27 protein-coding genes are annotated in these 26,573 nt (G+C 54.0%); 5 read left to right on the top strand and 22 right to left on the bottom strand.

The features are described 5' to 3' along the window. The first annotated feature begins 4 nt into the window (after positions 1-4). From BN2154_RS03300 to BN2154_RS03285, 4 genes are all read left to right on the top strand, one after another. Positions 5-1,366, top strand: coding sequence for a sensor histidine kinase (locus BN2154_RS03300; protein WP_050617417.1), 1,362 nt, complete (start codon positions 5-7; stop codon positions 1,364-1,366). A 146-nt stretch (positions 1,367-1,512) separates the two neighbouring features. Beyond that, a complete protein-coding gene (locus tag BN2154_RS03295; protein WP_050617416.1) occupies positions 1,513-1,881 on the top strand; it encodes a helix-turn-helix transcriptional regulator in 369 nt (122 codons plus the stop codon). A 241-nt stretch (positions 1,882-2,122) separates the two neighbouring features. Continuing rightward, positions 2,123-2,452, top strand: a complete 330-nt coding sequence (locus tag BN2154_RS03290) for a plasmid mobilization protein (RefSeq protein ID WP_050617415.1) — start codon at positions 2,123-2,125, stop codon at positions 2,450-2,452. Further along, entirely contained in the window at positions 2,413-3,747 is a 1,335-nt protein-coding gene (locus tag BN2154_RS03285) for a relaxase/mobilization nuclease domain-containing protein (protein WP_050617414.1), read from the top strand. Before BN2154_RS03290 ends, BN2154_RS03285 begins: the two co-directional genes overlap by 40 nt. Before the next feature lie 43 nt (positions 3,748-3,790). On the opposite strand, the gene BN2154_RS03280 is transcribed toward BN2154_RS03285, so the two are convergent. From BN2154_RS03280 to BN2154_RS03210, 16 genes are all read right to left on the bottom strand, one after another. Next, the gene (locus BN2154_RS03280; protein WP_154666630.1) at positions 3,791-5,476 is read right to left on the bottom strand and encodes a hypothetical protein; all 1,686 of its coding nucleotides are present in this window, start codon (positions 5,474-5,476) and stop codon (positions 3,791-3,793) included. Between the two features lie 560 nt (positions 5,477-6,036). After that, complete coding sequence (locus BN2154_RS03275) at positions 6,037-7,896, bottom strand: antirestriction protein ArdA (protein ID WP_050617412.1); 1,860 nt, start codon at positions 7,894-7,896, stop codon at positions 6,037-6,039. 12 nt (positions 7,897-7,908) lie between these two features. Next, the gene (locus BN2154_RS03270) at positions 7,909-8,445 is read right to left on the bottom strand and encodes a hypothetical protein (RefSeq protein WP_195892301.1); all 537 of its coding nucleotides are present in this window, start codon (positions 8,443-8,445) and stop codon (positions 7,909-7,911) included. 100 nt (positions 8,446-8,545) lie between these two features. Next, on the bottom strand, positions 8,546-8,869 hold the full coding sequence (locus BN2154_RS03265) for a DUF3795 domain-containing protein (protein ID WP_368013983.1): 324 nt from the start codon (positions 8,867-8,869) through the stop codon (positions 8,546-8,548). 97 nt (positions 8,870-8,966) lie between these two features. Then, entirely contained in the window at positions 8,967-11,036 is a 2,070-nt protein-coding gene (locus BN2154_RS03260; RefSeq protein WP_050617410.1) for a DNA topoisomerase 3, read from the bottom strand. Further along, on the bottom strand, positions 11,033-11,767 hold the full coding sequence (locus BN2154_RS03255) for a DUF4366 domain-containing protein (protein ID WP_050617409.1): 735 nt from the start codon (positions 11,765-11,767) through the stop codon (positions 11,033-11,035). Before BN2154_RS03255 ends, BN2154_RS03260 begins: the two co-directional genes overlap by 4 nt. Then, the gene (locus tag BN2154_RS03250) at positions 11,757-12,047 is read right to left on the bottom strand and encodes a DUF4315 family protein (protein ID WP_050617408.1); all 291 of its coding nucleotides are present in this window, start codon (positions 12,045-12,047) and stop codon (positions 11,757-11,759) included. Before BN2154_RS03250 ends, BN2154_RS03255 begins: the two co-directional genes overlap by 11 nt. Further along, positions 12,034-12,774, bottom strand: a complete 741-nt coding sequence (locus BN2154_RS03245; protein WP_050617407.1) for an adenine nucleotide alpha hydrolase family protein — start codon at positions 12,772-12,774, stop codon at positions 12,034-12,036. Before BN2154_RS03245 ends, BN2154_RS03250 begins: the two co-directional genes overlap by 14 nt. A gap of 15 nt (positions 12,775-12,789) precedes the next feature. Further along, the gene (locus BN2154_RS03240) at positions 12,790-14,679 is read right to left on the bottom strand and encodes a C40 family peptidase (protein WP_050617406.1); all 1,890 of its coding nucleotides are present in this window, start codon (positions 14,677-14,679) and stop codon (positions 12,790-12,792) included. After that, on the bottom strand, positions 14,676-15,701 hold the full coding sequence (dcm, locus tag BN2154_RS03235; RefSeq protein WP_050617405.1) for a DNA (cytosine-5-)-methyltransferase: 1,026 nt from the start codon (positions 15,699-15,701) through the stop codon (positions 14,676-14,678). The genes BN2154_RS03240 and dcm overlap by 4 nt, the downstream gene beginning before the upstream one ends. Next, a complete protein-coding gene (locus tag BN2154_RS03230; RefSeq protein ID WP_050617404.1) occupies positions 15,694-16,017 on the bottom strand; it encodes a hypothetical protein in 324 nt (107 codons plus the stop codon). The genes dcm and BN2154_RS03230 overlap by 8 nt, the downstream gene beginning before the upstream one ends. Before the next feature lie 4 nt (positions 16,018-16,021). After that, on the bottom strand, positions 16,022-18,424 hold the full coding sequence (locus tag BN2154_RS03225; RefSeq protein WP_050617403.1) for a VirB4-like conjugal transfer ATPase, CD1110 family: 2,403 nt from the start codon (positions 18,422-18,424) through the stop codon (positions 16,022-16,024). Next, the gene (locus BN2154_RS03220) at positions 18,390-18,776 is read right to left on the bottom strand and encodes a PrgI family protein (protein WP_050617402.1); all 387 of its coding nucleotides are present in this window, start codon (positions 18,774-18,776) and stop codon (positions 18,390-18,392) included. Before BN2154_RS03220 ends, BN2154_RS03225 begins: the two co-directional genes overlap by 35 nt. 15 nt (positions 18,777-18,791) lie before the next feature. Beyond that, positions 18,792-19,646, bottom strand: a complete 855-nt coding sequence (locus BN2154_RS03215; RefSeq protein WP_050617401.1) for a VirB6/TrbL-like conjugal transfer protein, CD1112 family — start codon at positions 19,644-19,646, stop codon at positions 18,792-18,794. Between the two features lie 79 nt (positions 19,647-19,725). Beyond that, positions 19,726-19,893 carry a Maff2 family mobile element protein gene (locus tag BN2154_RS16605; RefSeq protein WP_087216777.1) on the bottom strand — a complete coding sequence of 56 codons (168 nt, stop codon included), beginning with the start codon at positions 19,891-19,893 and terminating at the stop codon, positions 19,726-19,728. A gap of 21 nt (positions 19,894-19,914) precedes the next feature. Then, positions 19,915-21,525, bottom strand: a complete 1,611-nt coding sequence (locus BN2154_RS03210; protein WP_050617400.1) for a recombinase family protein — start codon at positions 21,523-21,525, stop codon at positions 19,915-19,917. A gap of 213 nt (positions 21,526-21,738) precedes the next feature. Between BN2154_RS03210 and BN2154_RS03205 the strand changes: the two genes are divergently transcribed. Beyond that, the gene (locus BN2154_RS03205) at positions 21,739-22,278 is read left to right on the top strand and encodes a DUF3795 domain-containing protein (protein WP_025486303.1); all 540 of its coding nucleotides are present in this window, start codon (positions 21,739-21,741) and stop codon (positions 22,276-22,278) included. A gap of 61 nt (positions 22,279-22,339) precedes the next feature. On the opposite strand, the gene BN2154_RS03200 is transcribed toward BN2154_RS03205, so the two are convergent. From BN2154_RS03200 to BN2154_RS03175, 6 genes are all read right to left on the bottom strand, one after another. Then, positions 22,340-22,537 carry a transposon-encoded TnpW family protein gene (locus BN2154_RS03200; protein WP_025486305.1) on the bottom strand — a complete coding sequence of 66 codons (198 nt, stop codon included), beginning with the start codon at positions 22,535-22,537 and terminating at the stop codon, positions 22,340-22,342. Beyond that, positions 22,534-23,391: an ATP-binding protein gene (locus tag BN2154_RS03195; protein WP_050617399.1), complete on the bottom strand. Its 858-nt coding sequence runs from the start codon at positions 23,389-23,391 to the stop codon at positions 22,534-22,536. The genes BN2154_RS03200 and BN2154_RS03195 overlap by 4 nt, the downstream gene beginning before the upstream one ends. After that, positions 23,388-24,137, bottom strand: a complete 750-nt coding sequence (locus tag BN2154_RS03190) for a phage replisome organizer N-terminal domain-containing protein (protein ID WP_002569235.1) — start codon at positions 24,135-24,137, stop codon at positions 23,388-23,390. The genes BN2154_RS03195 and BN2154_RS03190 overlap by 4 nt, the downstream gene beginning before the upstream one ends. Then, positions 24,127-24,339: a hypothetical protein gene (locus BN2154_RS03185; RefSeq protein WP_005927784.1), complete on the bottom strand. Its 213-nt coding sequence runs from the start codon at positions 24,337-24,339 to the stop codon at positions 24,127-24,129. Before BN2154_RS03185 ends, BN2154_RS03190 begins: the two co-directional genes overlap by 11 nt. A 184-nt stretch (positions 24,340-24,523) precedes the next feature. Further along, positions 24,524-26,146: a relaxase/mobilization nuclease domain-containing protein gene (locus tag BN2154_RS03180; RefSeq protein ID WP_050617398.1), complete on the bottom strand. Its 1,623-nt coding sequence runs from the start codon at positions 26,144-26,146 to the stop codon at positions 24,524-24,526. Continuing rightward, positions 26,118-26,516 carry a plasmid mobilization protein gene (locus tag BN2154_RS03175; RefSeq protein ID WP_050617397.1) on the bottom strand — a complete coding sequence of 133 codons (399 nt, stop codon included), beginning with the start codon at positions 26,514-26,516 and terminating at the stop codon, positions 26,118-26,120. Before BN2154_RS03175 ends, BN2154_RS03180 begins: the two co-directional genes overlap by 29 nt. Positions 26,517-26,573: the final 57 nt, after the last annotated feature.

The raw sequence follows: 26,573 nt of genomic DNA, 5'->3' as shown, positions 1-26,573 counted from the left end.
TGCCATGAGATCATTTGCACATTATATATCTAAACATCTTGTGTCTTTCGCTGCCTTTATCCTGATATTGCTTTTTCTTAATGCAGTAGTATTCGGTCTTACTTTTCAAAAGATTGTGACCGAGGATTATGGCGATTCCTCTCCGCAATCCATGTTGGAAATGACTGCTGCCGCCGCTACGCCGGAACAATTATCGGTTGAAGCGGTGCAAAAGCTCCGGCAGAATGATATTTGGGCAATCTACTTAAACGCTGATGGACAGTGCTATTGGTCGGTTGATTTGCCGGAAAATGTGCCGGAAAGTTACACCATTCAAGATGTCGCACTATTTTCAAAAGGGTATATTGAGGATTACCCGGTTTTTGTCTGGAACACCGATGATGGGCTGTTGGTGTTGGGTTATCCAAAAGACAGCTATACAAAACTCACCAACAATTATTATTCCATTGCGGCGCTTCGAAGGCTCCCCGCCTTTGTGCTGGGAATGTTGGGATTGGATGTGTTGTGTCTCTTTTTGGCCTACTATTTTTCCAAACGCAGAATCATTCATAATACAGAACCGATTGTGTCCGCTGTGGAAACCCTGGCAGACGGGAAGCCAGTTTCACTTCATATCAGCGGTGAACTGTCGGAAATTGCAAGCAGTGTAAACAAAGCTTCTTCCATTTTGAATAGACAAAATGAGGCACGAGCTAACTGGATCAGCGGCGTTTCTCATGACATCCGCACACCTCTCTCCATGATTATGGGGTATGCGGGCCGTATTGCGGAAGATAAAACTGCCAGCACAACCATCCGAGAACAGGCGGAAATAGTACGGAAGCAAAGTGTACGGATCAAAGAACTGGTACAGGATTTGAATTTAGTATCGCAGTTGGAATATGAAATGCAGCCGCTTCATAAGGAAGTGGTTCGCTTATCTAAACTGCTGCGCTCCTATGTAGCTGACCTGTTGAACACAGGAATCTCCGATAGCTACAATATTGGAATTGAGATTGCTCCCGAGGCTGAAAATACTGTGCTGGAATGTGATGCCAGATTGATTTCACGTGCGGTGAACAACCTTGTCCAGAACAGCATGAAACACAACCCGCAGGGCTGTGAAATCTGCCTTTCTCTTGCGGCATCAAAAAACCAGCTTATCTTGACGGTTACGGATAACGGAATAGGTCTGTCTGAGGAAAAGCTGCACGAGTTGGAGGAAAAGCCGCATTATATGGAAAGTACAGATGAGCGGCTTGATTTGAGGCATGGACTTGGGTTGCTGATTGTCCAACAAGTCGCCGCAGCGCATCAAGGGTATTTTGAACTTGTCAACACTCAACCGCATGGATGCCGGGCGACTATATCCTTTCCAATGCAATAGAGCTTACATAATGAAAAGCGCCAGGCAGGAAACGAAAAACTCCCTGTCTGGCGTTTCTAGTATGAATAATAAAATGCAGATATAACACATATAGCAACATTCCACGGGCAAAGTATGAAATATACAATGTAAGTGGGTGATGCTATATGGCGAATGTCAAAGATTGCCCCGGTTTTGAAACTTTCGGTGCCGATGTAAAAGCTGCACGGAGCGTAAAGCATCTGTCGCGCAGAACATTGGCGGAGATCGTCAACATCGACTCCCGGTATCTTGCAAATATCGAGAACGAAGGTACGATCCCCAGCTTACCGGTTATCATACAGCTTATCAAAGTGTGCGGACTTCCCGTAGAACGGTACTTCAATCCAGAGGTCATGCGGGAGGAAAGCACACAGAGACAGCGTATCAGCCACAAACTGAAACTCTGTCCGGAGCAGTATTTGACCGTCATCGAAGGTGCGCTTGACGGGGCGCTGAAAACTGAAAAATCAGCAGATGAAACGGAGGGTGTGTGAGCACCCTCTGTTTTCGTTTTCCAAGGCGGCTTTGCCGCCCTTTTCTTTGTGAAAAATCCGGGATTTTGCGGGCAGATAAAGGTATTTCCGGCATTGTATTTACGAGGGAAGGAGCGTAGAGCAAGCACAGCAAGTGTGGCCACACTTGCGAATTTTGCTTTAGGGAACCCCTTGCCCCTAAACACAAAATTGCTTGTTGGGATAGTCCCAAACCCTTATGCAGAAAGGACGGTGCCGCCCTATGGTAAATCGAAAACGCCCCATCATCCTGCGCTGCCCGGTAACAGCGGAAGAACGCAACCTAATTGAGCAGAAGATGGCCCAGCTCCAGACAAAGCGGATTGGCGCCTACCTGCGGAAGATGGCAATTGACGGATATATCATCTATGTGGACACTAGGGACATCAAGGAGATGAACCAGCTCCTGTCCGCCATTGGCCGGAACATCAATCAGATCGCCAAGCGAGTCAACGCCGGTGGCCCCACCTATCAGGCCGACATGGAGGAAATCCGGGAAAGGCTGGATCAGATATGGCAGTTACAAAGACGCATCCTATTAAGTCAACGCTGAAAGCGGCCATTGACTATATCTGCAACCCTGACAAGACGGACGGAAAGCTGCTGGTGTCCTCCTTTGGCTGCGCCGCCGAGACCGCCGACATTGAATTTGAATGGACACGCCGCCATTCCATCGACAAAGGCACACACCTAGGCCGCCACCTGATCCAAGCCTTTGAGCCTGGGGAGGTCTCCGCCGAGGAAGCCCATGAGATCGGGATGCAGTTGGCAAAAGAAATATTGGGTGGCAAGTACGAGTTTGTACTTACCACCCATATCGACAAGGGGCATATTCATAATCATCTGATCTTCAATGCGGTCAGCTTCACCGACCACAAGCACTACCATTCCAACAAGCGCAGCTACCATGAGATACGCCGAGCCAGCGACCGGCTCTGCAAAGAACACGGCTTGTCCGTCATCGTCCCCGGCCAGGATAAGGGCAAGAGCTACATTGAGCATCAGGCCGCACAGAACGGCACCAGCTACAAGGCAAAGCTGAAAGCCGCCATCGACCGGCTGATCCCCGTTTCCTCCAGCCTGGAAGATTTGCTTGCCAGGTTGCAACGGGAAGGGTACGAAATCAAGCGGGGAAAGTATATCTCCGCTAGGGCACCGGACCAGGAGCGGTTTACCCGACTCAAAACTCTGGGTGCCGATTACACGGAAGAAGCCGTTGTCTCCCGGATCGCCGGAGGGCCCCGCCCCTCCAGGCAGCCCCGGCAGCGCAGCGGGAAGGTCAGTCTGCTCATTGACATTCAGAACAACATCAAGGCCCAGCAGAGTGCCGGATACCAGCGGTGGGCGACTATTGAGAATCTGAAACGGGCGGCGGCCACCATGAACTTTCTCACCGAACATGGCATCAACACCTATGAGGAATTAGTGGAACGGTGCGACGCCGTTGCCGCTGCCTCCATCCATACTAGGGAGAGCCTACGGGATACGGAGCAGCGGATCGCCGACGTTGCCCTCCTGGGAAAGCAGATCGACACCTACCGCAAACTGAAGCCCGTCTATGACCGCTATAAGGCGTCAAAGGACAAGGAAAAGTTCCTGCGTGGTTTTGAGAGCGAAATCATCTTGTTTGAGGCGGCAGCCAGGGAAATCAAGAAGGCCGGGCTCGCCAAACTTCCTTCCACCGAAAAGTTGAAAGCGGAACTAAATGAGCTCACTGCCCGCAAGACCGCCCTGCAAGCAGAACTTCGGAAGATACAGCGGGAGGAAAAGGAATACGACACACTCCATCGGAACATAAGGATATTATCTCAACCAAAACACAAGCCAGAAAAAGAGTTAGAACTGTAATGAAACTCTAAAGCTGGTTAAAATATTTCGTATGTATTAGCTATTATTGAATATTTAAATTCGAAGTAATGTCTTTGCCAAATGTTCTCAATGATATTTCGCTTAAAGACCTTGCAAATAGGTCTGAAATATATTGAGAGCAAACATACTGTTTACCATAGCTAGACAGATAATTAACTAATACTACTGCACTACGTTTATCTACTCTTTGATCCTTATACCAAGAAGTAAGAATTGTAGGTAATTCATCTGGGCAGTTCTCTATTAGATTACAAACAACCTCATAATCCTCAACGCTAATGTTATGATAGCAAACAACATTGGTGTGAGACAAGTGTTGCTTGACTTGTGCATCAAAGTCAAATAACAATTCACCTATAGGCTGTACTTTCTCCATGCTCACAGAAAGAATGATTGTTTGCTCAACACCGAAAAAAAACTTTAAGGTTTCTTCTGGAATATTGTTATCATCGGAGTTTATTTCATTTAAACGAGTTAATACCTGAATTACTGGATCTACCATCAATTCATTTACTTCTGTATTGATAGCTTCGCGTGAAACACCGGTTAATGTATCAGAATGTGGACTCTTGGCTTTAGCCTCAACAGCAATCAGAACATTGCCTATGCGGAAGTAACAATCTGATGAAGCTTTACTTTCACCTTTGTACATATATGGAAACTCATTTTGAAACAATACGGAGTATTTCTCTTCGGCGTTTTTAGCTGCGGCACAAGTAATTTCTTGTATGTAGTGCTCAAAAGGCTTTCCGAAACGCGTCATAAAAGTTTCGCCATCTTCCCCGATAGAAAAGCGAATGTCCCAATAGAGCCCTTCCCACATTTGATATATGATAGTTGTTTCAGAGAATGCAAACTGCCAGTCTCCTATCTTTATAAATGGTGTGCGATAAAGTGGCTCAAAATTCCACACTTGAGCGGCTAGTCCAGACACTCGTTTTTGAACCTTTTCATAATCGCTACACATATTTCGCATTATTTTTTTATATACAGAAGCTAACTGTTTTGCGTCAAATCCCTCGGCCTTGATACACGGCAATTTAGCAAACATTCCTTCAACTGTAAATTGAGGAATTATATATGCGAGAGAATTAAATAGTACTGCCAGCCGATCCTCAACTGAAAAGCCCTTTTTCTCCTCATAGAGATTCAAAAAATCAATTGTCTCTTGATCACGTTTTGCAATCGTGGAAAATATATAGAAAGCGCGGGCGATTTGGTTTTTTATAATCCTATGTGTATTATGATAGAGTGTTAAATAAAGGTATTCTGTTTCATGACCGTCCACATCATCTTTGGGCAACATATCATTAATGGCTAGAAGTGCATCCATCATCAGAAGCAAATCATTCGGTATTATTGGACTCAATTGTTCTTCTACAGGGCAATAAATTAACGCTAGTTTTTCAAGCAAGAAGATAGACTGAGGGCACATAATTGTTTTAAACTGATTATATATCATCCAATTTCCACCTAATTCACGAATATGGCCTGAATGAAATGCTCTTAACTTCCAGTCTAAGCGAATAGCCTCTAATACATGGCTGCATACCGAATTGTGTAGAGAGGAAAAACGAGAAAGGATAGCAATTGCCTTTTGACACCCTATTTTTGATAACATATTTTCAAACTCTACGGTGTCCATTTCATGTCCAAATACTTCACTATACTCTGCAAGCGGCTCATAACTAAGATGATTTATTTCCATGTTATTCCCTCAATTCTATTTGTTATTATATTAAACTGTCATAATCTTACCAAAAGCAGTGTAAAATTGTTTTCAAAATGTGGAAGGCAACATACTTGCTCTAGAAATTACCTAATATCGCAAAAGTGTAATGCTATACAGTTTTCAAGATATAACTGACAAAGTATTCCTTACTAATAATTTTATCAGAGTTCCTGCATTTTACAATAAAAAAGAGCGCCACCATCGGACAACTTTAATCCGATGATGGCGCTCACATTTTGCTTGACAAAAGGTGAAAATCCGACTTTTCCCCTATTTAGAAATACCCTATTGCCCCACGCGGGAAATCATACTGCCCCTACACGGGAAAGCCGCCGTAGCCGGTTTCTTTCCCCATTTCGAACCCTAATTCCTGCACTTTTTGGAGCGGCGGGAAAGATAGTGCGGGCAGGACACCACCACTGCCCGGAAACTCTGCTTGCAGGGATGGACACAGCCTTTACAGAGCTTGTTATACTGGCGCCTGCCGTTCTCGCCCAGGAAGAACGCCCATTCCAGACGCCATTTCTTGCTCCGGCTCATAAGTCGCCCAGCTCCGGGGGCTTCTTCTGCGGGGCAGGCTTGTCCAGGCCTTTCCGTTCCGCGCACTCCCGTTTTGCATCCTCCAGCCGCTCCCGGATAGAGGGCTTTTTCTCCGGCGTGGTCCTGCGCGCCTCGGCCTGGGCTTTCTCCAATTCCTCACCACGGCGGCCGTTGTTGATGATCCCATCGATCATCCCATAGTCGTCCTCCAGGGTCATTTCCGCCGTGCGCAGCGGGTTTTCCGGCTCCACGGGAACGGATACGATCTGCCCGTTGATGCTGGCGAACAGCTCCGGCTGCTTGAATTGCTCGGTGTACTTCTGGATCATGTCCGGGGGCAGGGACGCGAAGCTCTCCGGCCCCAGGCCCACCACTAGGAAGGTGCCCGCCACAATGTCGTAAATCTCCCCATGCTCGTCCCGGAGGGAACGGTTCAGGTCCAGGCCAACGAGCTTGCCTTCATCGTTCAGCACCAGCCCTACCGGATCGTCAAAGGGATAGAAGGCGGCAATATCACCGCCCACCTCCGCTTGCAGCGCATGGAGGCCGGAGTTGATCTCCTTCACATAGGGCTCCTTCATGGGCTCCACCACCAGGACGGTCATCTTCTCCGGCGCGGTATGTTCGTGGGCGTCTCCGTTGGGGATGGCAAAGGCGCGGCTGCCGTTGGCCATGATGAGATACTTTCCGTCCTCGGACTCGTGGTGGAAACCGTATCCGGCCGCCTCCATCTGTTCCCGGCTCATATCCGTTACATGGAAGGTGCCCCTGGGGGTCTGCACCGTCTCGCCGGTCTCTCGGTCATCCGGGGTGGGCGCCGCTTGCTGCCCGTACAACTCCGCTTCATACTCCCGGTTTGCCTGTTCCGCAAAGGACAGCATCTCGTCCACATGGGACTGATCCGGGTTTTCGATGGCCTCCCGAATCGCCTGGGGGTCCACATCCAGAAATTCCTCATAGCCGGTGGCGTCCTTGAACTTCTCAATCTCCGAAGGCAGATAGTCCTCCTGGGTCTGCCCCAGGGCGGCCAGCTTCTCGTCCAGAGCGGAGATACGCCCGGCCATCAGGTTTTCGTAGATTTCTTCCTTTGCCGCGTGTTCCTCCGGGTGCTCGGCGGCATACTGCGGATCGTTCTGCCGGAAAAACTCGTCCATATCGTAGGCAAGGTCCATGGCCCATTCCGAAATTTCTTCTTCGGGGATGTCATCCTGGAAGGTCATCACCCGGTATTCCTCCGGGATGCTGCCGCGCTCGCCATCGTAATACTCATGGAAGCTGTCCCCGGTGTCCCGCACATAGCCAAGGTCGGTGAACTGGCCGCTTTCCTCCAAGGCGATGTCCCGCCCGTAGGCCTCATAGTCGATGTAGTTGCGCAGATGCTCCGGCACCTGCATGGCGTCCAGTTCCTCGATATAATACCGGCCCAGATCATCGTGGTCATGGATGTCGGGGTAAATGTCGTAGCAGTCAAGGTTCTCCGTCAGGTTGATAAGCTCCTGGATGCTGCCCGTGTGGTCGCCGATCTCCATGGCCGCTTGGAACCGCTCGTATTCGTCCTGGCTCATATCATCCAGTTTGGAGGCCAGGTAGTTCAGCTCGTCCAGGTTGGCATACTCACCCAGCAGGTCATAGAGGCCGTCCACATAGCAATCGTAGTCCGTGATGAACCATTCCTCATAGGTCTGCCCGAAGTCGTCTTTCGCGCCGATCCCGATGCGCTCAAAGACCTTTTTCAGTTCCTCCGTCGTGGTGGGGAACTTCACCCATTCGCCCACAAGGGCGCCCTCGTTGTACTTGCCCAGGTTGGTGATGAAGGCGGCAAAGGGATAATCTTTGTCATAGTCATAATGGGGCATAGCGACACCTCCTTATCGCTCCGGCGCAGGCTTTTCCCGATGGGTCTGCGCCTTGCTCTGATTGGCACATTCTTTCCGGCTCTGTTCCAGCCGTTCCTTGATGGAGGGCTTTTTCTCCGTCTGCCTCTCCCTGCGGCGCTCATGCTCCCACTCGTCGCCGGAGAGGGTGAGATAGCCTCTACTGGTGAAGCACCCCTGTTCCTCCCGCATGGCATGGTTGCCGAAGGGAACGGGATCAATGGCGTCCAGCAGCTCCAGGGGCAGAAGGACATCCAAATGCTGCGCCAGATAGCGCCAGCCCACATCCTCCACCTTGCGGATGCTGGGCTCCAGGACAAAATACTCGGTGTTGGCGGGGAACTCCCGGAACTGCTCCAGGGTGGTCAGACGATAGGGCGACTCCTGGACAGCGGCCAGGAGATCACGGTCCTCCGGGGAAAGTCCGGCAAGCGCCTGGGCCGCTGCCTCCAGCTCGCTTGCGTCACCGCCTGCGGGGAGCAGCGGTTTCAAATACTCCATGAAATTGGTTTCGGTTTTGCTCAAAGACATCATCCTTTCTGAAAATGGGGAAAAGAAAAGCAGGAAACCCGGAAAGGTTTCCTGCTTGGTGCCGTCACCGGCGGCTACTATTTTGTTGTGGTATGTAGTCTTATCCCTTCAGGTTCTCCAGCGCAGCGGGATTATTGGAAAGAATTGCGCCGACTGTCTGGCAACTTTCCAATTCAGAACAGTCGCCGCAGGTCGTCACGCCTTTTTGCAGGGCGCATTGGCGAATACCGCAAAGGCTTTCACAATACACCGTTTTTAGCCCATCCACGCGGCAGCCTTGACAGTTGATGTGCTCCGGCAGAATGGGCGCATGATTTAATTCAGACCATAGTTTCGCAGTTTTCTCGCGCAATGCCTGATCGTCGTTGATCGTTGCAAGATAAGCGTTGCACTTTTCACAGTCCAGCCCACAGTATGCGATCATATCCCTCACGGCTATTTACCTCCTGAAAGATTTTAATCTTATTATACAGCAATCCATTACTCTTGGATAGAGCCGTGAAGGAAGAACGACACAATGCTTATTTCTCGATGCGGTAATTCACATACTTCCCGCCAGTGTCGGCCAGAACGATTGTCCCGTCATAGGTTTTTCCGGTACGCAGGGAGCGCAGCCCTTTGACCTTTACCTTTCCGTCTTTGAGCAATGCGGCGGCGATTTTGGAAGTAAAAACCTTCCCGCGCTGCTCAAAAAAGCTGTTATTCTTCCACATGACAAACTGGCAGGCGCGGTCCGAGCAGGCGAAGTTCTTCTTGCCCTCATAAACCGGCTTGCCGCAGCGGGGGCAGAGGCCCACCGTTTTCTTCTCCGGCTGGAACAGCTTTTGCCCATCCTCGGAAATGTGGGAGTATTTCTTCACCAACTCCGCCGCCATTGCCTCGATCCCGTCCATGAAGTCCTCCGGCGATGCCTGGCCCTTTGCCACCTCGTTCAACCGCTGCTCCCAATCCGCTGTGAGCTTGGGAGAGGTCAGCAGCTCCGGCAGCACCGTGACCAAGTTGACACCTGCCTTTGTGGGGATCAGATTCTTGCCCTTGCGCTCCACGAACCCGCCGGACACTAGCTTTTCGATGATGGCCGCCCTAGTCGCCGGGGTGCCCAGGCCGCGCCGTTCTGCGTCCTCCGGGATGTCCTCCTTACCCGCGTTCTCCATGGCCGACAGAAGGGTGTCCTCCGTGTAGGGCTTGGGGGGCGAAGTGAAGTGCTCGGTGACGGAGGCAGAGACCGGCTCAAAGACCTGCCCCTCGGTCAAGACCGGAAGGTCATGCTCGGCATCTTCATCCTCCGGCTTCTCCTTCAGGGAGGAACGGAACACCTCCTGGATAGCCCTCCAGCCCTGGGAAAGCACTTGCTTTCCTTTTGCCGTGAAGGTATGTCCGCCGCAATCAAAGGTGGCCGTGACCGCTTCATACACGAAAGGCTCCGCCGCCGTACACAGTAGCTTGCAGCAGACCAACAGGAGGATATTTCGCTCGCCCACAGGCAGCGCAGGCACATCCGCCTTTTCCAGCTCCAGGGTGGGAATCAGGGCATGGTGATCGGATACCTCCTTGTTGTTCACCAGCGCCAGAACATCGGGGAAAAACTCCGGGCAGGCGTCGAAGGGCGGCACCCGCGCCGCCAGATGCAGGACCACGGAGGCGGTCTCCGCCATGTCGCCGGTCAGATACCGGCTGTCCGTACGAGGATAGGTCAGCAGCTTCTTTTCATAGAGCGATTGGGCGTAGTCCAGGGTTTGCTTGGCCGTGTAGCCGAACACCCGGTTTGCCTCCCGCTGCAAGGTGGTCAGGTCGTACAGCTTGGGCGGCTTTTCTGTCTTTTTCTCCCGCACCACGGATACACAGGTTGCTTTTTTACCATCGCAGGCGTCCCGGATGGTCTGGGCGTCCTCCATAGCCGGGATTTTTTCAGAAACCGCCTCGGCTCCATCCATCGCCAGGCGTACATGATGGTATTTCTCTTTGCGGAACAGGACGATCTTGCTGTCTCGGTCTGCCAGCATCGCCAGGGTGGGCGTCTGCACCCGCCCCACATTCAGGGTGCGGTGGTAGAGGACGGAGAACAGGCGGCTCGCATTGATACCGATAAGCCAGTCCGCCTTTTGACGGCAAAGCGCCGACTTATACAGAGGATCGTAGTCCGCGCCGGGGCGCAGATCGGCAAAGCCCTCCCGGATCGCCGCGTCCTCCATCGAAGAAATCCAGAGGCGTGAGAAGGGTTTGGTGCATCCGGCGGCCTTATAGACCAGCCGGAAAATCAGCTCACCCTCGCGCCCCGCGTCGCAGGCGTTGACCAGTTCCGTCACATCGGGGCGCTCCATCAAGGAACAGAGGATGTGGAACTGGGTGGCCTTTTCCTCGGACACCACATAGCGGAAGGGGTTGGGCAGGATGGGAAGGTCCTCGTACCGCCACTTCTTGTAACGGTCATCGTAGGCGGCCGCGTCCGCCAGTCCCACCAGATGCCCGATGCACCAGGAAATGAGCCAGCCGCCGCCCTCAAAATAGCCGTCGGCCCTGGATGTGACACCCAGGGCCGACGCGATACTCTTTGCTACGCTCGGTTTTTCGCAGATTACCAATTTGCTCAATTCTGGTCCTCCTGTTCTCCCTGTTCAGGAACGTCCTCGTTTTCGTATTCCTCGTCCTCGAACTCATAGTCGTCCGGGTCGGCGCTGACCTTTGCGCCCTGCTTGGGCTTGATGAACTTGATGTAGGCGAAGGCTCCGCCGCCTCCCAAGACCGCCAGCAGCAGGATCAGCACCAGGGCGCCGCCGCTGCTGCCGGACTCCTTCTCCGGCTCCGGTTCAGACTCCGGCTCCACCTCCGGCGCTTTCCCGGCGCACTCGCTCATATTCACCGCGCAGACCGGACAGGCGGTATTCACCGCACCGGCCTGGCATTTCTCGGCGCAGGTACAAGCCGCAGGCGTTTCTTCCGTCTGTCCATCTTCCATCAACGCCATCAGGTCGGCTTCATCCACCTGGTTCAAGAAGTGAACGGCGGTCTCCTTGTCCTCGTTGGCCCGGTCGATCAGGATGTAAAAATAGTTGCCCGCTTTTGTGGTCACGGTGATAAGCTGCTTGTCGCCGTAATAGTCGTCCACCAGCGTGGCGTTGCCCTCCAGGGTCAGGGGCTGCCCCTCCGGCTCCATGCCTCCGGTGGCGGGTTCTTCGGTGGGTTCCGGGGTCGTCTCGGCGGACTCCCCGGTGTAGTAGTCGCCATCCCCACCACCCGCAAAAGCGGTGACGGAGAAGGCGGTCATGCACAGAACCACCGCCGTCAGGGACGCCAGAAGGCGAAAAATTCTGTTACGCTTCATCTTCGCCATCCTCCATTCCTTCCATATCCTCGTCGTCAGGCTCCGGCGCCGCTTCCGCCTCCATCATCCCGTCGGGCAGGGTGATAAGGCCGCTGGCGTAAGCCTTCAGGAAGGCGGTCAGCTCCTTGTTGTCCATGCGTACCGCCTTGACCATGCGGACGATCTCCAGGTTTTCTTCCTCGGTGAGCTGCGCCTCCAGTTCCCGAAGGCGCTTCTGCTGGGTGGAGATTTTCTCCTTCGTCTTTTCGATGTCTTTGCGGATTTTCTCAACCGTTGCCATGTGTGCAAAACTCCTTTCCAAATCGTTCTCTCCAGGAATAGTTCCGCCCCAGGCCCTTGACCGTTTTCAGGTTTTTCCGGGCGTTGTCCTCCAGCGCCAAGGCGCGTCGGAACAAATCGGGATGCTGCTCCCGCAGGGCGGTGATCTCGTCGGGTTTCATGCTGGGGCAGAAAAAACAGGACGATTTTCCCGGCTGGGGCAGCCCTGCCGCCTCGATCTGCCGGATGCAATCGTCCCGCGTCCATCCCCATTCCATCAGGGGATACCACTTGCTGTATTTTCGGTCGGCCAGGTCTCCCAGCAGAACCTTGTCGCTGCGGTAGCCCTCGCCCGCGTCGTAACCGATGAACTTGACCACCCGTTTGCCCGCCGCCCAGGTTCGGCGGCATGGCAGGTAGTGGTTGCAGAACTTTTCCTGCGGCCCGATCTTGTGTTTCAAGGAACACCGCTTGAAGCCGTAGGCGATGGAAGGAAGGCTGCAACTTTGCAGACATTCATCCTCCAGCGTCAGCCGTTTCCCGTCACGGGTGGTCTTATACACTCTGGTAATGGGCGGCATCCCGTGGTCCTTCAGCCAGCGGTCCATCACCTCCAGATAGGCGTAGGTATGGGGATGCTCTGCCCCCGTATCCGCAAAGAGGATCAGGTCCACCGGGATACGGTGCTGGTGCAGCCCGATCAAAAGGGCGGTGCTGTTGGCGCCGCCCCCGTAAGAAACCATATTGATGCTTCATCACCTCCATTAGTTGTACGGCGGTCTGCCGTATGCGTAGAAATGAGACTGCCAGTAACTTGTGTTCAGGTTGGAATACTGGATGGGGTCCCCGCAATGCAGCATCATCCCGTCGCCCACATAGATGCCTACATGAGATACGCCGGTTGTGTCGTAGGTGCCCACGAAGAACACCAGATCGCCGGGCTGAGGGTCGGATACCGGAGTGGAAATGTTGTAGAGCCCCTGGGCGCCCAGCCGCCCGGTATTGCACAGGCCGCTGTTGGTCAGCACATAACTGACAAAGCCGCTGCAATCGAAAGAAGTGCTGGGACTGCTGCCGCCCCACACATAGGGATAACCCAGGTATTTTTCCGCCTCGGTAATGAGGGTGTTGAACCGCTCGTCCGTCAAGTATTCAGCGGGAATCTCCCAGGCGGTGGGCGGGTTGTCGATGTACTTGTTCACATACCCGGAGGACGGAAACAGGTCGGGACGGTTGCCCAGGGTGGACATATAGGTGGCGTAGAGCGAAAGCTGTTCCTCGCCCATCATGTAGACCGGCACATGGGAGAGGTCGAAGTTTTCCAGCGTGACGGTACAGATGGTCCAGGTGTACGGCACCTGGACCGTATAAGGGTTGCCCTCGCTGTCCGTCCGTGTTTCCGTCCGATACCGGGTTTCCGTGGTCACAGTTTCGGTGAGGATGTATTGCTTGTCAAAGAGGGTTTGAAGGTCGCCCTGTATTTGGTCGATGGTGAACACCCCTTCATGGAGAGCCGACAGAATGGAAACCAGCACATAGGGGTCGTGCTCAATTTCATCCAGGTCGAAGTGATACTCGTCATAGTCGTGGGTGGCCTCGTAGGTATCCAGGTACTCCCGCAATTCATCTTCTTTGGCGCAGTAGGCTTCTTCCGCTGCCAGCATATCGGCATCCTCAGAGAGATAGGAAGATGCCATGATGTTGGAAACACCGCCGCCGAACATGGAGGAACAGGATTGCAGGGAGCCCAGCAGCATCACCAGCACAAGGCCGATGCCGCCCACGATCAGCGCGCCTTTCCAATGCCGCTTTACAAAAAGAATGGTGCGCTTGGACTCCTGGGCGGTTTTCTTGGCCGCCTTTGCCGTGGCCTCCGCTGTTTTCCCGGCCTGGGCGGTCTTGCCCGCCGCCCGGTATGCCGCCGCATATTGCTTTTGCAGCTTCCGTTTCTGCCATAGACGGGAGATGGGATTGGATGCAAGCTGGGGGTTTTCCGCCACGGCTTTCCGATAGTAGAAATCCGCATTGGCCTTGACCGCCGCCTGCTCCGCCTTTGCCGCGTCCCGCCAGGGTTTCAGCTTGCGTTCCGCCCGCCAGTTCTGAACACGGCGGTTTCCGTAGCCCACAGCCTTCTCAAAGCTGCGTTCCCCCAGGTGGCCCGACTGGACGCCGGAATTTTCCTGCTCCACCTCCTGGACCTTGCCGTGGATCGCTGCGCCTGCCTCCTGAATGGGGCGGGACAGCGGATTGGCGTGGGGCTTTCCCGGATTCTTATTGGGGATCGCGTCTCTGGCGGCATCCAGCCGGTCCGCCGCCTTGTCCGACTTGCGAATGGCCCCTTGCAGCTCCGGCTTGGCCTGGTCTGACTCGGAAAACTGCAATCGGGAGGATGGGCGGCCCGCTGCCGCCTCGCCCTCCCGATAGGCCCTGCGCTGTTTCCGGCGCTTCTTTTTGGCTGCTGCCTGTTTCCGGTGCAGTTCCGCATGGTCCGCCGCTTTTCCTGCGGCGCCCGCCGTATCTCCGGATGCGGAATGGTCCTGCTCCGGCTCCCGGTCAGAGGGATAGGTCGTCTCGCCCGTGACCAGATTGACGTCTACCGCCCCGTCACGGGTCATCTTCTGCGCCTCCTTTTCGGGGGCTTTCCATTCTTTCAAGGTGCGTCACCTCCTGTTCCATAGGGGTAGATGTCGGCACACGCCCCGGTTTCGATCATGGCGATGTACTGGAAAATGGGATAGGCCTGGGGCGGGCAGACCGCGTTCCCCAGGGTTTTCAGCCGCAGCGCCCGGTTGTCGGTGTCCTCGGTCATGCGGGGGACTCCTTCGGGTTCGGCACGCCATAGGATGCGTCCGTCCATTTCGGGGGGAATCCCATAAGCCATTCCACCCAGTCCGGGTTCAGCGCCGCCTTCTCGGAAAGGGGCTGCTCCTGCCGGATCACCTGAGCCGACAGGTTGGAGGACGGGGATTTGTCCCGGAAGGCCGCCGGTTTTAGGGTGGAACGGTAGCCCTCCGATGCTGCCGGGGTCAGGTAGAACACCGCCGCCGATAGGCTGAGGCTCCAGATCGACCCGTCCTTGTTCCGTTTGCGGAATATCCCATTGTCCGACAGGAACACATCCAGGTTGGCAGCATCCCGCCCCGTGGATTTGTCGGAGGCAAGGGGTGTGGGAAACATCAGCCGCGACGATAAAAGTTCGCTGGCGCTCATGCCATGCGCCGACGCCGCAAGCCGGAAATACGAATGGGAGAACAGCGTATCCCGCTTTTGCCAGGTCAAAAATCGTTTTGTCGAGCCCCATATTGATGAAGCCAGCAACATTTTCCCCAAGCACCCAATGGGGCCGCAGTTCGGCAATAACGCGGCACATCTCCGGCCACAGGTAGCGTTCATCCGCAAAGCCCCGCCGTTTTCCTGCGGTGGAGAAGGGCTGGCACGGGAATCCGCCGGAGAGGATGGTGATGGTTTCAAGTCCTGTTTTCTCAAAAAACGCCTCCTTCGTGAATGTGGTGATGTCCCGGAACTTCGGCACATCCGGCCAATGCTTTTGCAGGATGGAATAGGGATAGTCCGCCCACTCGCACTGACAGACCGTTTCAAAGCCCGCCGCCTCCGCTGCCAGGTCCAGCCCGCCGATGCCGGAAAAGAGGCTGACATGGGTGAGGCGGTCAGGCATGGGGCTGGTCCTCGTCATCCTCGCAGTCCACATAGAAGGCATCCAGTTCGCACAGCTCCAGGGCCTTCAGCCGGGCAAGGTCGGCCTTTTCGCCGAACACCAGATAGCGGCCGGGGATGCTCCAGCGGTCAAACATCTGGTCGGCGATCTCGCCGTACCGCCGGGCGGTGTCGATCAGGTTCTCCATGTCCCGGCGGTCCTTAATCTTTCCAGCAAGGAAAGCCAGCTGGTGCAGCAGCCCATAGAGATGGACTTCCTCATCGATGTGCGCCTCGTAGGTCTTTTCCTCGATGACATACAGCTTTTCCTGTTCCATATCCTTATCCCATCCTTTCCTTATGTTCCACCTCGCTGGGCTTGGTGGTAAGCAGTTTGTAGAGTTCGGTATCCTTCGGGAAGTCATCCGCAAAGGGCAAAATGACATTGTTGAAAAACAGCAGCCCGTGGCCCGGCTCGGAATTGGTCACATAGGCAAGCTGCTCCGACGAAATGTTCAGCCGCTCCGCCAGTATCTTCCGGTCGCCTGCCGCCTGGTTAAGCATATAGATGAAGTCGCTGTTCTCCAGGATGTTTTCGATCTCCGGGGAAGAAAGCAGGTCTTTGGGATTCTGGGTCGCCCCGGTGGGGATACCGCCCCATTTTCGGAACCGCTTCCAAATCTCGGCGCTGTACGCCGCAGTCTGTTCCTCCTTCAGCAGAAGGTGGAACTCGTCCACGAAATACCAGGTAGACCGTCCAATCGCCCGGTTGATGGTGACGGTATTCCACACCGCGTCCTGGACAATGAGCATACCGGGCTTTTTCAGGTTCTTGCCCAGGCCCTTGATGTCAAAGCAGACCAGGCGGTTGGAGATGTCCACGGTGGTGCGGTGGTTGAAGAAGTTCAGCGAACCGTTCACATAGAGGTCCAATGCCTGGGCCACCCGGTCAGCCTCTGGGATGTGCTGGGACAGCAGGGCGTTCATCAGGTCGCCCAAAATCGGCATATTCTCCGGCCGGGGGTCAGCAAAGTAGGGCTGGTAGATCATCTGCACCGCCCGGTCGATGACGGTTTTCTCGATGGCCTCTAGGCCGGTCTTGCTGCCCATAATGAGTTCGCAGAAGGACAGCACGAAGTCGCTTTTCAGCGCCAGCGGGTTTTCTTCCTCGGAGTAGTTGAGATTGATGTCCAGGGGGTTCACATAGTCGGTGCTGGACGGGGACAGCCGGATCACCTGACCGCCCATCCGCTTCACCAGGGGCGAATACTCGTCCTCCGGGTCGCAGATGATGACATTGTCCTGGGTCATCAGCATGATAAAGGTGATTTCCCGCTTGCAGCTCATGGACTTGCCGCTGCCCGGTGTGCCGAACACGAGACCGTTGGGACAACGGGATTGCTTGCGGTCCAACAGGATCATGTTGTTGGAGAGAGCGTTGAGACCGTAGTACATGGCGTCGCCACCCATGAACACCTCCTGGGTGACGAAGGGGACGAACACCGCCAGGGCCGAAGTAGTCAGGCTCCGTTCGATCTTGATGCGGTTGAGGCCCAGGGGCAAAGAGGACATCAGCCCATCCTCCTGCTGGAAATCCAGCCGGGTCAGAAGGCAGTTATAGGTCTGGGCGACGCTGGCCGCCTGGGACACGGCGATCTCCAGCTTTTGCCGGGTCTCCGCCGTGTGCAGCACCAAGAAAGTCATATTGAACATTCTCTCGTTCCGGGATTGCAGGTCGGTGAGAAGGTCCTTCGCCGCGCCGCCGTAGGTGGAGAGGTCGGAAGGAAGAATGTCCATATCGTAGCCGCTGCGCACCGCCCGCTTCTGTTCCTGTATCTTCATGGCGTCCAGGTCGGTGATCTTCCGCTTGACCATTTTGATGGCCTCGTTCTGGTTGATGCCCCGAATGTGCATGGTCACCATGATATTCCCGTCCGCCTCCATGAAATCGGTGAGGATGCGGTCGTGCATCTCCGGCGCCAGAATTTGCAGGAAGGACACCGCCCCGTACCGCTTTCCTATGCGGAAGGTGCGGGTCTCCCCGAAGTGGAAGGAGGACGGAGAGATGAAGTCCTTCACCGAAAGGCCGCTGGCTGGGAGCCAGTCCCATTCAAAGGTGAACTGTCCTCCCTCCGGGTGGAGGATGTTGTAAAGCAGCTCCAGCCGTTCCTTTCCGTCCAGCACATGAGCCGCCGCCCCCATGACCTTGAAGCGGTTGAGGGTGTCGGTCTCAATGCGGGCAAACCGTGCCCGTGCCGCGGGAAGGTTCTCCGCCTCGATGGTCAGGGTGACATACTTGGTTTTCACATAGCCGTTGTTGCCCCGCTTGTACTGCATCCGCAGGATGTCCACCGCCTCGTCCCGGATGGGGTCCAGGTCGTTGCCCTGTCTGGTGATGCCGAACATTTCATCGGCGGCGCTGCCTCCGCTGCGGCTGTCCAAAGTGACCTGGACGCCGATGGAGGGGTCGTAGCCGTTGTAGAAGTCGCAGAGGCTTTCAAAGATGCTCCGCTGATCCTCCGGCCCCGCCAGACGGTAATTCACGTCCTCAAAGGCGATGGTTTTGGAGAAAGTCCCGCCCTCCAGCCTGCACAGGCCGTCGGGGAACATATTCTGAAACGGGATGCTGTCCTGCACGGTGTGGGCTTTCCCGTCGCCCTTTGCCTGCCGGATCACCGCCTCGATCTGCTTGCGCTCGGCACGGGTAAGCTTACGCTTTGCCGGTCTTTCTGCCTTTTCTCGCAATCCGCTTCACCTCCTGTTCCAGTTGGGATTGCCGCACCAGGGCGGAATAGAGATTGTTGGTCCGGTAGATGCGCACCTTCGGCCGGATGAATTTGTTCTGGATCAAATGGCCCAGGAATACTTCCAGCGGCTGTCCGTTCTTCTCGTACATGGCGAACAGGAAGAAGGGCAGCATCACCAGAATCATGCACAGCGCCGCCGTGGTGGTCCCCAGGCTCGCCTTTGCCAAAAAGAAAAGCGGCACGCCTATCAGCGCCGCCGCTCCGAAACAGATCACTTGTCGTTTGGTCAGCCCGAACAGGACCTTGCTCTGTATCCGGCTCAGGTCCTTCGGGATCGTTACATAAGCCAATGTTTCACACCTCCTTTAGTGGGCGCCGAACAGAGATTTTGCCAGGCTGCCGGTCTTGAACAGGGTGTAGCACAGCAGGACCGTATAGCCCATACAGCCCCAGATGGCCGCGGATATGTTGTCGCCGGATGTAGAGATGCCCTCCACCAGCACAGCATAGATGCCCACGCAGATCATAATGAGGAAGGCCTGGAAGCCCAGGGCCAGCAAAGAGCGAAGATAGTTCTGCCCTGTGGAGCCCCATTCCCGGTTGACCATCGTGGCAAAGGGAATCGGTCCAATGGAGGTCACCAGATACACCTCTATCATTCTGCCGTAGATCACCAGGAAGATGCAGATGGAAAGAATCTGCGTACACAGCCCCACAAACACGCTCTGGAACCACAACCCCAGCAGGGCGCCCACGCTCCAGTCGGCAAGCTGGGTCTCCAGATCGCCCACTACGCCGGAGATGTCGATACCCGCGTCCGAGATGATGACCCCCGCCGACTGGCTGACCACATTCTGCGCCACATCGAACACCGCCATGACGATGTTCCAGGTGTTGGTGACGATCAGCACTGCACAGAAGGTCTTGAAAATCCACTTGAAGAAAATCCATGTGTCGAAGTCGTGGAGGTTGTTCTTCTCGATGATGAGCTGGATCAGCTCGTAGCACATGACGAAGGTGAGGATGATGCCTGCGATGGGGACGATCACCGTCTCCGAGAGATTGCGGATCATGTTGAAGATGCTGCTGTTCCAGGCGGCGGGCGTCATGCCGACCTCTCCGGCAATCTCGCCCACCTTTGTGTTCAGGGTATCAAACATCCCGGTCAGGTTTGAAATGATACCATCAATGAGCAGTTCCTTGAACCACTCCTGGATCATATCCAATATCAAGGGAGATCACCTCCTTTGCGGGGGCTCCCGCTATGAAACGAAAGCCCCCGCCGGGTTTGGAGAAACATCAGGTGGTGGACAGCAGACCGGACAGCAGGGGGATCAGGGTGATGCCGATGAGGGCAACGCCGCCGCCCGCCATAAGCTGCTTGATGCCCTGGCTCTTTGCTGATGTGCGATAAAGAAGTAATAGAAGTGTAAAAAATTTTGCCGTTCCTATCCGGCACTTGCGCATTGTGTCGGATAGGTCGGGCGTTTATTCGGGCAAGTCCACCTTGCCAACAAAAGAATAATAAATCTCAATGTCCTGTCTGCGGGTCTTGTTCTCGTCATAGCTGCACTCATGTACAACGATTTTCTCTACAAACTCCCGCAACAGAGTAGGGGTAAGTTCTTCAAAGCTGGTATGCCGCCGGACAACATTCATAAACTTTTCTGCGTTCACAGTGGCTTCCTGTGCTTTGGAAAGCTCCGCTTGGATAGCGGCGGCTCTTTCTTTCAGCTCCCGTTGTTCTGCTTCATAGTCTGCCGACAGCTCTGTGAAACGCTCGTCTGATATGCGCCCGGTCACGCTGTCCTCATACAGCCGCTTGAAGATAGCGGATAACTCGGCTATGCGTTTCTCGGCGGCTTCCAGTTCCTTTTTCTTGGCGGCGTTCCTGCGTTTGCCCCCGTCCTCGTTCTGCTCAATTAAGAGCTTCATAAACCGGGCTTCATGCTTTGCCGCATAGCTTGTCACTTTCCGCAGATTGGAGAGTACACCAGCGGTCAAGAGGTCGGTGCGGATAAAGTGCGCCGTACAGTCATGGGTGCGTTTCTTGTAGTTGCCGCAGATATAACAGTCCTGCTTGCGCTTGTCCGTCTGGTATCGCTGCTGGTACATGACGCTGCCGCAGTCCGCACAGAACAGTATGCCGGAGAACAAACCCACTTCATCATAGCGGTTGGGGCGTTTGCGCTGCTTGCGAAGTTCCTGCACCCGTTCCCATGTCTGGGTGTCTATGATAGGCTCGTGGTGGTTCTCGAAAATCACTTGCTTCTCCGGGGGATTTTCTACGCTGTGCTTGACTTTGTAAGAGAGCTTTTCTGTCTTGAAATTTACCAGACAGCCTGTGTATTCCCGGTTTTCAAGGATATGCACAACGGTATTGGTCGCCCACTTGCACTCATAGCCGGGGTGGTAGCGGCGGGTGCTGCCCGTCCTGCGGTATTCCAGCGTCCCCGGCGTGGGGATCTGCTGCTCTGTGAGCATACGGGCTATCTTGGTCGGACCATTCCCGGCAAGGCAGAGGTTGTATATCTGCTTGACTACGGGTGCAGCTTCCTCGTCAATAATGAAATTTTCGTCCTCGTCCATGAGGTAGCCATACACAGGCTTGCTTGTGATGGGCTTGCCACTCATGCCTTTTGAGCGTTTTACTGCTTTGATTTTCTTGCTCGTATCTCTCACCAGCCATTCGTTAAAGATATTCCGCAGCGGGGCAAAATCATTGTCGCCCTGTGCGCTGTCCACTCCGTCATTGATAGCGATGAAGCGGACACCTTTCTGTGGGAAAATCATTTCCGTATACATTCCCACTTGCAGGTAGTTTCGCCCTAACCTCGACATATCCTTTACGATAACTGTCCCGACTTTTCCGGCTTCAATGTCCGCAAGCATGGCTTGGAAACCGGGTCTTTGAAAGTTCGCACCAGAATAACCGTCGTCCGTGTACCAGCGCAGATTGGAAAAGCCGTTCTGCTTTGCATAGGTTTCAAGGATACGCTTCTGATTGGAAATGGAATTGCTCTCGCCTTGCAGCTCGTCCTCATGGGAAAGTCTTGGGTAAAGGGCGGTAATTGGTTGTTGGTTGGTCTGTCTTAACATAAAATCCTCCGTTTCCGACAGCCAGCCCCACTATTCCGTACCTTGATTGTACCACATGGGGTGGCTGTCTGTATAGCGGCAAAAGCGTCAAATCTGCTTCTTTATGGTCGGTCAAATCGCCGTTTTTTGTGTAGCAGATGATTGGGATTGCATAGTAGAAAAACTCTTGTTCTTATGGTAAAATGGAGCTAATCAATACAAGGGGGTGTGACAATGAAAGGGTTTGTCCGTAACAATCAGTACCTTTCTCTTTGTGGTCTAAATTGTAAATTATGTCCTATGAATTTGGCAGGGCATTGTTCCGGTTGCGGCGTTGATAATCAAAGTTGTAAAATCGCAAAGTGCAGTATTGAACATGGGAAAATCGAATATTGCTTTCAGTGTACCAGCTTCCCTTGTGACAAATACGCTCATATAGATGATTTTGATTCTTTTATAACTCATCATAATCAAATGAATGACATGGAAAAAGCCAGCCAGATAGGGATTCCCGCCTATAATGCTGAACAGGAAGAAAAGCGCAAATTATTGGATTTCCTCTTGTCACACTATAATGACGGGCGCAGAAAAAATCTATTCTGTGTTGCAGTCAATCTCTTAACGATTAAAGAAATTGAAAATATCTTGCAAACAGTTAAATCCGATAAGGATTTTCAAAGTATGGGGAAGAAAGAACAGGCTTCTGTTATCGCAAAACTGTTGCAGGATATAGCTGTTCCAAAAGGCATTGAGTTGAAACTTCGGAAAAAATAAAGTTGTTACTGATATTCCAGCGGTCATGCTCCCCGGCGTGACCGCTTTTCCATGTCATCACTTATGCGCTGAACGGTGGCGTATGTCCGGCAGCAGTTTCCGCTTCCAGCACTTTCATCATCTTGTCGGCTGCGGTGTCGGTTGCGCCCTGCTTGAAGAAGCCGGAAACGGTAAGGACGGAGTTGCCCATGCGGATTTCCGTCACACAGTCCGGGCGGCGGTCTGTTTTGGTGGTGCTTGTCTGTTTCGTTTCTGTCATAGGCTCTCCTTTCGCTGCTTCATCAGTTGCTTTAAGCGTTCCAGCTTTTCCTGTGCGGTTTCCTTTCGGAAGTTGCTGCCCGTGAAGCGGACGGGGGCGCACATGGAAGTCAGCCTGTCATAGATACGGGCGTGGGGCGTGTCCTGCGGGTGCTGCAATTCCTCCAGCGTGAGGTTGGTCGTGGCGATCAGCGGCTTGCCGCTTCGGTAACGGCTGTCAATCACGCTGTAAACCTGTTCCAGCCCGTATTCTGTCCCTCGCTCCATACCGAAATCATCAAGTATCAGCAGGGGGTAGCTGCAAATGCGGGAAATATATTCGTTCCTGCTCTCAAAGCTGGCGGCAAGGTCATTGAGTATCGTTGCAAAGTTTGTCATGCGAACGGCAACCTCTTTTTCCATAAGGGCGTTGGCGATACAGGCGGCAAGGTAGCTTTTTCCTGTCCCCACGCCACCCCAAAACAGGTAGCCGATATTTTCAGCCTGCATGGTTTCCCAGCTCTCCACATAAAAGCGGGCGGTTTCGGTCTGCGGGTTTCTGCCGTTGTCATGCTCAAATGTCCAGTTCCGCATAGCAGGGTCGGTAAAGCCCCGGCGTTTCAAGTCCTCCACTTTTTCAAGGTGCTTCTGTCTGCTTTCAGCGGCTTCCCGTTTTTCACGGGCTGCCCGCTGGCAGTCGCACTCTGCCGGGTGTCGGTCATGCCCTAACCATTGGGCGGTTTCTTTTGAAAAGTAGGCTTCTTTTGGCGTATGGCACTTGCCGCAGTATAAAAGCCCGTCCTCGCCTGTGTAGTCCTCCGCTTCGGCGGTAGTGGTTGTAATGTCCGTAATCATAGCTTCAATCTCGTTTTTCATAAGCTCTCGCCCTCCTTGCATGAATAATCGGGTATGCCCTGTTTCGGGGCAGCCTTGCCTTTGGCAGCGTCCTCCTGCGCCCACTTGTAAATGGTGGCTGCATGGCTATGGTACTGCTTTCCGGTGGAAGCGATATGGCAGGAAAGCCGGTCAATATAATACTCCCACTTGTCGGGCAGCTCTGTTTTCAGCCCGGAAAGCTCCGTATCGGTCAGTATCACATTGTTGTATCTGCCATAAGCGGCGGGGGCGGGGTGTCCCGTTTCTCCCTCTCTCTCTTTTTCTATCTCTATCTCTTTCTCTAACTCTATCTCTATCTCTGGTGGACGAATGTCGGACAAATGTCCGCCTTTTGTCCGGGGCGGTAAAAGTGCCTTGTTTTCCAGCCTTGCAGCCCGTTTTCTCTCGGCTTCGGTAGAGGATTGTCCTATCATCAGCTCAATGTCGGTCATATAGAAAGCCCCGCTGTCAAGCTGCTCCACAAGCCCCAACTGCCGGAAAATCTCCAAAGCTCTCTCAACCGTCCCTATCTGGTGGCGGGTCAGTGTCGCTATCATCTGTGCTGTGTAGGGGATATGCTCGTCAAGCTGCAACTTCCCGCCGTTTTTCAGCGATTTTAAGTACAGTTTCAAGAGAATATTGGAATATAAAATCCCGTCTTTCATATCTTCCAGCAGCACAATGGAGTCGCTGTCAAAAAAGTTCTCTTTCAGCTTGAGGTAGTAATACTTGCGGTTATCTGCCATTGTCCCTGTCCTCCTTTTTCCGGCGTTTGGAGTAGTAGCGGGGGCAGAGTATGATAACCGCCCGGAAGCTCTGCTTGCAGCTATGGGTACAGCCCCGGCAGAGGTCGTTGTATGTGATACGGTCGCAGGTGGTATTCCCGACTTTCACTTGCCGCAGGAAAAAAGACCATTCCAGCCGCCGTTTCTTGCTCATTCTTGGCATGGGTGCGCTCCTTTCTGCCGTTTCCGCTGGTGTGGCGGTATCGGCGGTAATTCTGTATCATCTCGGTATCATTTTCGGGGTTTTTCTGCCCTGTAAGCCCGTTAAAAAATCCTTTGGTATTGCGGATAGGGTACGGGGCAGCCCCCTTGTTCTGTATGGGTTCGGGTACATTTTGGGGTGGTTTTTATCGCTCCTGTTCCTGCCTTTTCACAGGCTTGCGCTCCCGGCGTAAAATCTGGTCGATATTGCCTTTGACCGTCTGTAAGCGGCGGTATTCCTCCCGTTTTGCCCGGTAATCGTTGTAGCCGCTGTTTTTCTCTTTGATAAGGCTTTCAATCTCTGCTTGCAGGGTTTTATAGCTCGGCAGCTTGGAAATGCCGTTCTCCCTGAAATAGTGGGCGGCTGCGTCTGCTATGATAAAGTCGCTTTCGTGCTTCTGACGGTAGGCTGCTTTTGCTTTGGCGTTTTTCTGCTGTTTCAGCCCGTCCCGGACAGGGCGGGTCTTGGAATAGGCAAGCACCTGCCGTTGCAGCTCCTTTTTTCCGTTCAGCGTCTTTTCCACCTGCTTCAGCTCTGTAAGGCTTTCCTGCATGGCGGCATAGGCGGCAGAACAGGCTTCGTCCAGTTCCTCCGGGGAAGAAAAGCCGTACTGCTGGTAGGCGGTAACGGTAGCTGCCATTTGCTTTAGGTTGTGCTTTGCCGCCCAGCGGTCATAGCCCACGCCCTTGCCCTCGGCTCGCTTGGCTTCCCGGTCAACCATGCGCTGCAAGGTGTTGTCTGCCGGGGTGGTTTTTGTGGTTTTTTCCCCTTGTGACGGCTTTTTAACTGCGGCAGGGTATTCGGGTATGGCTTTGGTCTGTTCGGCGGCTCTGTGGGCGTTCTGCGTGAGCAGGGCAAGGACAGCAGCTTTGTCAAAATCGTCCCCCAGCTTCCGGGCTGTGATAGGCTTTGTCCTGTCCGGCGTGAGGTAGGAAAGCCGCCCTCGGCTCTCCTTGACGGTCACACCCCCCCGCAGCAAAAGGGAAGAAAACTCGTCAAAGCTGGCGGCTTGGGAAAGTGACTGCCGTATCGTCCGGCGCAGCTTCGCCTTGTCCGTTTCAAACTTGGTGGGCTTGGTCGGCTGTCCGGCGGCTTCTCTGGCGGCGTTCTCTTTATCAAGGGCAAGCTGCCCTTTCTTTGCCGCCCAGTATTCCCGTTCCGTTATCCGTTCCTTGCTGCCGTTCAAGAGGTCGATTTGATAAAGCCCCTCCCGGTGGCACATCTCCATGACTTCACTCTTGAAATATTCCATAGCGGCGTTGGTGCAGCGGTGCTTGCAGCCCTCCCCTGTGTCGGCTGGTCTGTCCATGTAGGGCAGAAGCGGGACTTCATAAATCCGCAGGGAGTTGATGACGATATGCACATGGATATTGCCGCTGTGGTTATGCCCGTCCGGGTGGGTGCATACAAGGGCTTGGTGTCCGGGGAAATGTGCCTTGCAGAACTGCTCGCCCAGCTCCTGCGCCCAGTCTACGGTCAATCCGTTATCTGTCCCGTCCCGTGGGTCAAAGCTGATGATATAGTGGTGGCTTTTCACATCTTCCCGTTTTTGGTTTTTCTCATAGCGGAGATTCGCCCGCATACAGGCAACGGCGAAATCCTCGCCCCCGCAGTTAAGGGAAGAAATGCGGTAATCCTCCCTCGGTATCAGCCGCCCGTTTTCATCAAGGGTGGGCTTCATGGTAAACTCGTCATGCTCAAATGTGAGGTAGGCTTCCGCTGCGCCATAGTCGGCATTTTTAGAGCTGATATGTTTGAATGTTGCCAACAGCGTCACCCACTTTCTGCAAGACTTCAAACTTTAGGGCAGCAAGGTCGGAAACCGCCGCCCGTACCTCCCCGGCAAGCTGCGGGTAGGGGCTGTGCCACTCGTTCAGCGTCCGGGCTATCTGGTTTAAGTTGCCGCCGATCCTGCCGTATTCGGCGGTCAGCTTCCCGACAGCGGCAAGCAGCTCGTCACTGACTGCCGACACATGGATAACAGGGCGTATGGCTGCCCCGGTTATAGCTTGCCGGATAAACTCGGCTTGGCTCATGTTATAGGCAGAAAGCCTTTCCGCAAACTCGGCGTATTCTTCCTCGGTCATGCGTGTTTTGACTACCCGGCTGCGGTGCGGCGTGTTATATCGTTTTCGCATGGTAAAAACCTCCTTTCGGCTGCCGCATGGCTGCGGCGGGATAAGCGGCGTAAGCCG

Source organism: Intestinimonas massiliensis (ex Afouda et al. 2020), from assembly GCF_001244995.1.
GTDB lineage: Bacteria > Bacillota > Clostridia > Oscillospirales > Oscillospiraceae > Intestinimonas > Intestinimonas massiliensis.
This window is presented reverse-complemented; position numbering and strand designations above follow the sequence as displayed.

What these genes read in the sequence shown, in the direction of transcription:
- BN2154_RS03300 (WP_050617417.1), top strand. Translation starts at nt 5, where the DNA reads ATGAGATCATTTGCACATTATATATCTAAACATCTTGTGTCTTTCGCT.
- BN2154_RS03295 (WP_050617416.1), top strand. Translation starts at nt 1,513, where the DNA reads ATGGCGAATGTCAAAGATTGCCCCGGTTTTGAAACTTTCGGTGCCGAT.
- BN2154_RS03290 (WP_050617415.1), top strand. Translation starts at nt 2,123, where the DNA reads ATGGTAAATCGAAAACGCCCCATCATCCTGCGCTGCCCGGTAACAGCG.
- BN2154_RS03285 (WP_050617414.1), top strand. Translation starts at nt 2,413, where the DNA reads ATGGCAGTTACAAAGACGCATCCTATTAAGTCAACGCTGAAAGCGGCC.
- BN2154_RS03280 (WP_154666630.1), bottom strand. Translation starts at nt 5,476, where the DNA reads ATGGAAATAAATCATCTTAGTTATGAGCCGCTTGCAGAGTATAGTGAA.
- BN2154_RS03275 (WP_050617412.1), bottom strand. Translation starts at nt 7,896, where the DNA reads ATGCCCCATTATGACTATGACAAAGATTATCCCTTTGCCGCCTTCATC.
- BN2154_RS03270 (WP_195892301.1), bottom strand. Translation starts at nt 8,445, where the DNA reads ATGTCTTTGAGCAAAACCGAAACCAATTTCATGGAGTATTTGAAACCG.
- BN2154_RS03265 (WP_368013983.1), bottom strand. Translation starts at nt 8,869, where the DNA reads ATGATCGCATACTGTGGGCTGGACTGTGAAAAGTGCAACGCTTATCTT.
- BN2154_RS03255 (WP_050617409.1), bottom strand. Translation starts at nt 11,767, where the DNA reads ATGAAGCGTAACAGAATTTTTCGCCTTCTGGCGTCCCTGACGGCGGTG.
- BN2154_RS03250 (WP_050617408.1), bottom strand. Translation starts at nt 12,047, where the DNA reads ATGGCAACGGTTGAGAAAATCCGCAAAGACATCGAAAAGACGAAGGAG.
- dcm (WP_050617405.1), bottom strand. Translation starts at nt 15,701, where the DNA reads ATGCCTGACCGCCTCACCCATGTCAGCCTCTTTTCCGGCATCGGCGGG.
- BN2154_RS03230 (WP_050617404.1), bottom strand. Translation starts at nt 16,017, where the DNA reads ATGGAACAGGAAAAGCTGTATGTCATCGAGGAAAAGACCTACGAGGCG.
- BN2154_RS03215 (WP_050617401.1), bottom strand. Translation starts at nt 19,646, where the DNA reads ATGATCCAGGAGTGGTTCAAGGAACTGCTCATTGATGGTATCATTTCA.
- BN2154_RS16605 (WP_087216777.1), bottom strand. Translation starts at nt 19,893, where the DNA reads ATGCGCAAGTGCCGGATAGGAACGGCAAAATTTTTTACACTTCTATTA.
- BN2154_RS03210 (WP_050617400.1), bottom strand. Translation starts at nt 21,525, where the DNA reads ATGTTAAGACAGACCAACCAACAACCAATTACCGCCCTTTACCCAAGA.
- BN2154_RS03205 (WP_025486303.1), top strand. Translation starts at nt 21,739, where the DNA reads ATGAAAGGGTTTGTCCGTAACAATCAGTACCTTTCTCTTTGTGGTCTA.
- BN2154_RS03200 (WP_025486305.1), bottom strand. Translation starts at nt 22,537, where the DNA reads ATGACAGAAACGAAACAGACAAGCACCACCAAAACAGACCGCCGCCCG.
- BN2154_RS03195 (WP_050617399.1), bottom strand. Translation starts at nt 23,391, where the DNA reads ATGAAAAACGAGATTGAAGCTATGATTACGGACATTACAACCACTACC.
- BN2154_RS03190 (WP_002569235.1), bottom strand. Translation starts at nt 24,137, where the DNA reads ATGGCAGATAACCGCAAGTATTACTACCTCAAGCTGAAAGAGAACTTT.
- BN2154_RS03185 (WP_005927784.1), bottom strand. Translation starts at nt 24,339, where the DNA reads ATGCCAAGAATGAGCAAGAAACGGCGGCTGGAATGGTCTTTTTTCCTG.
- BN2154_RS03175 (WP_050617397.1), bottom strand. Translation starts at nt 26,516, where the DNA reads ATGCGAAAACGATATAACACGCCGCACCGCAGCCGGGTAGTCAAAACA.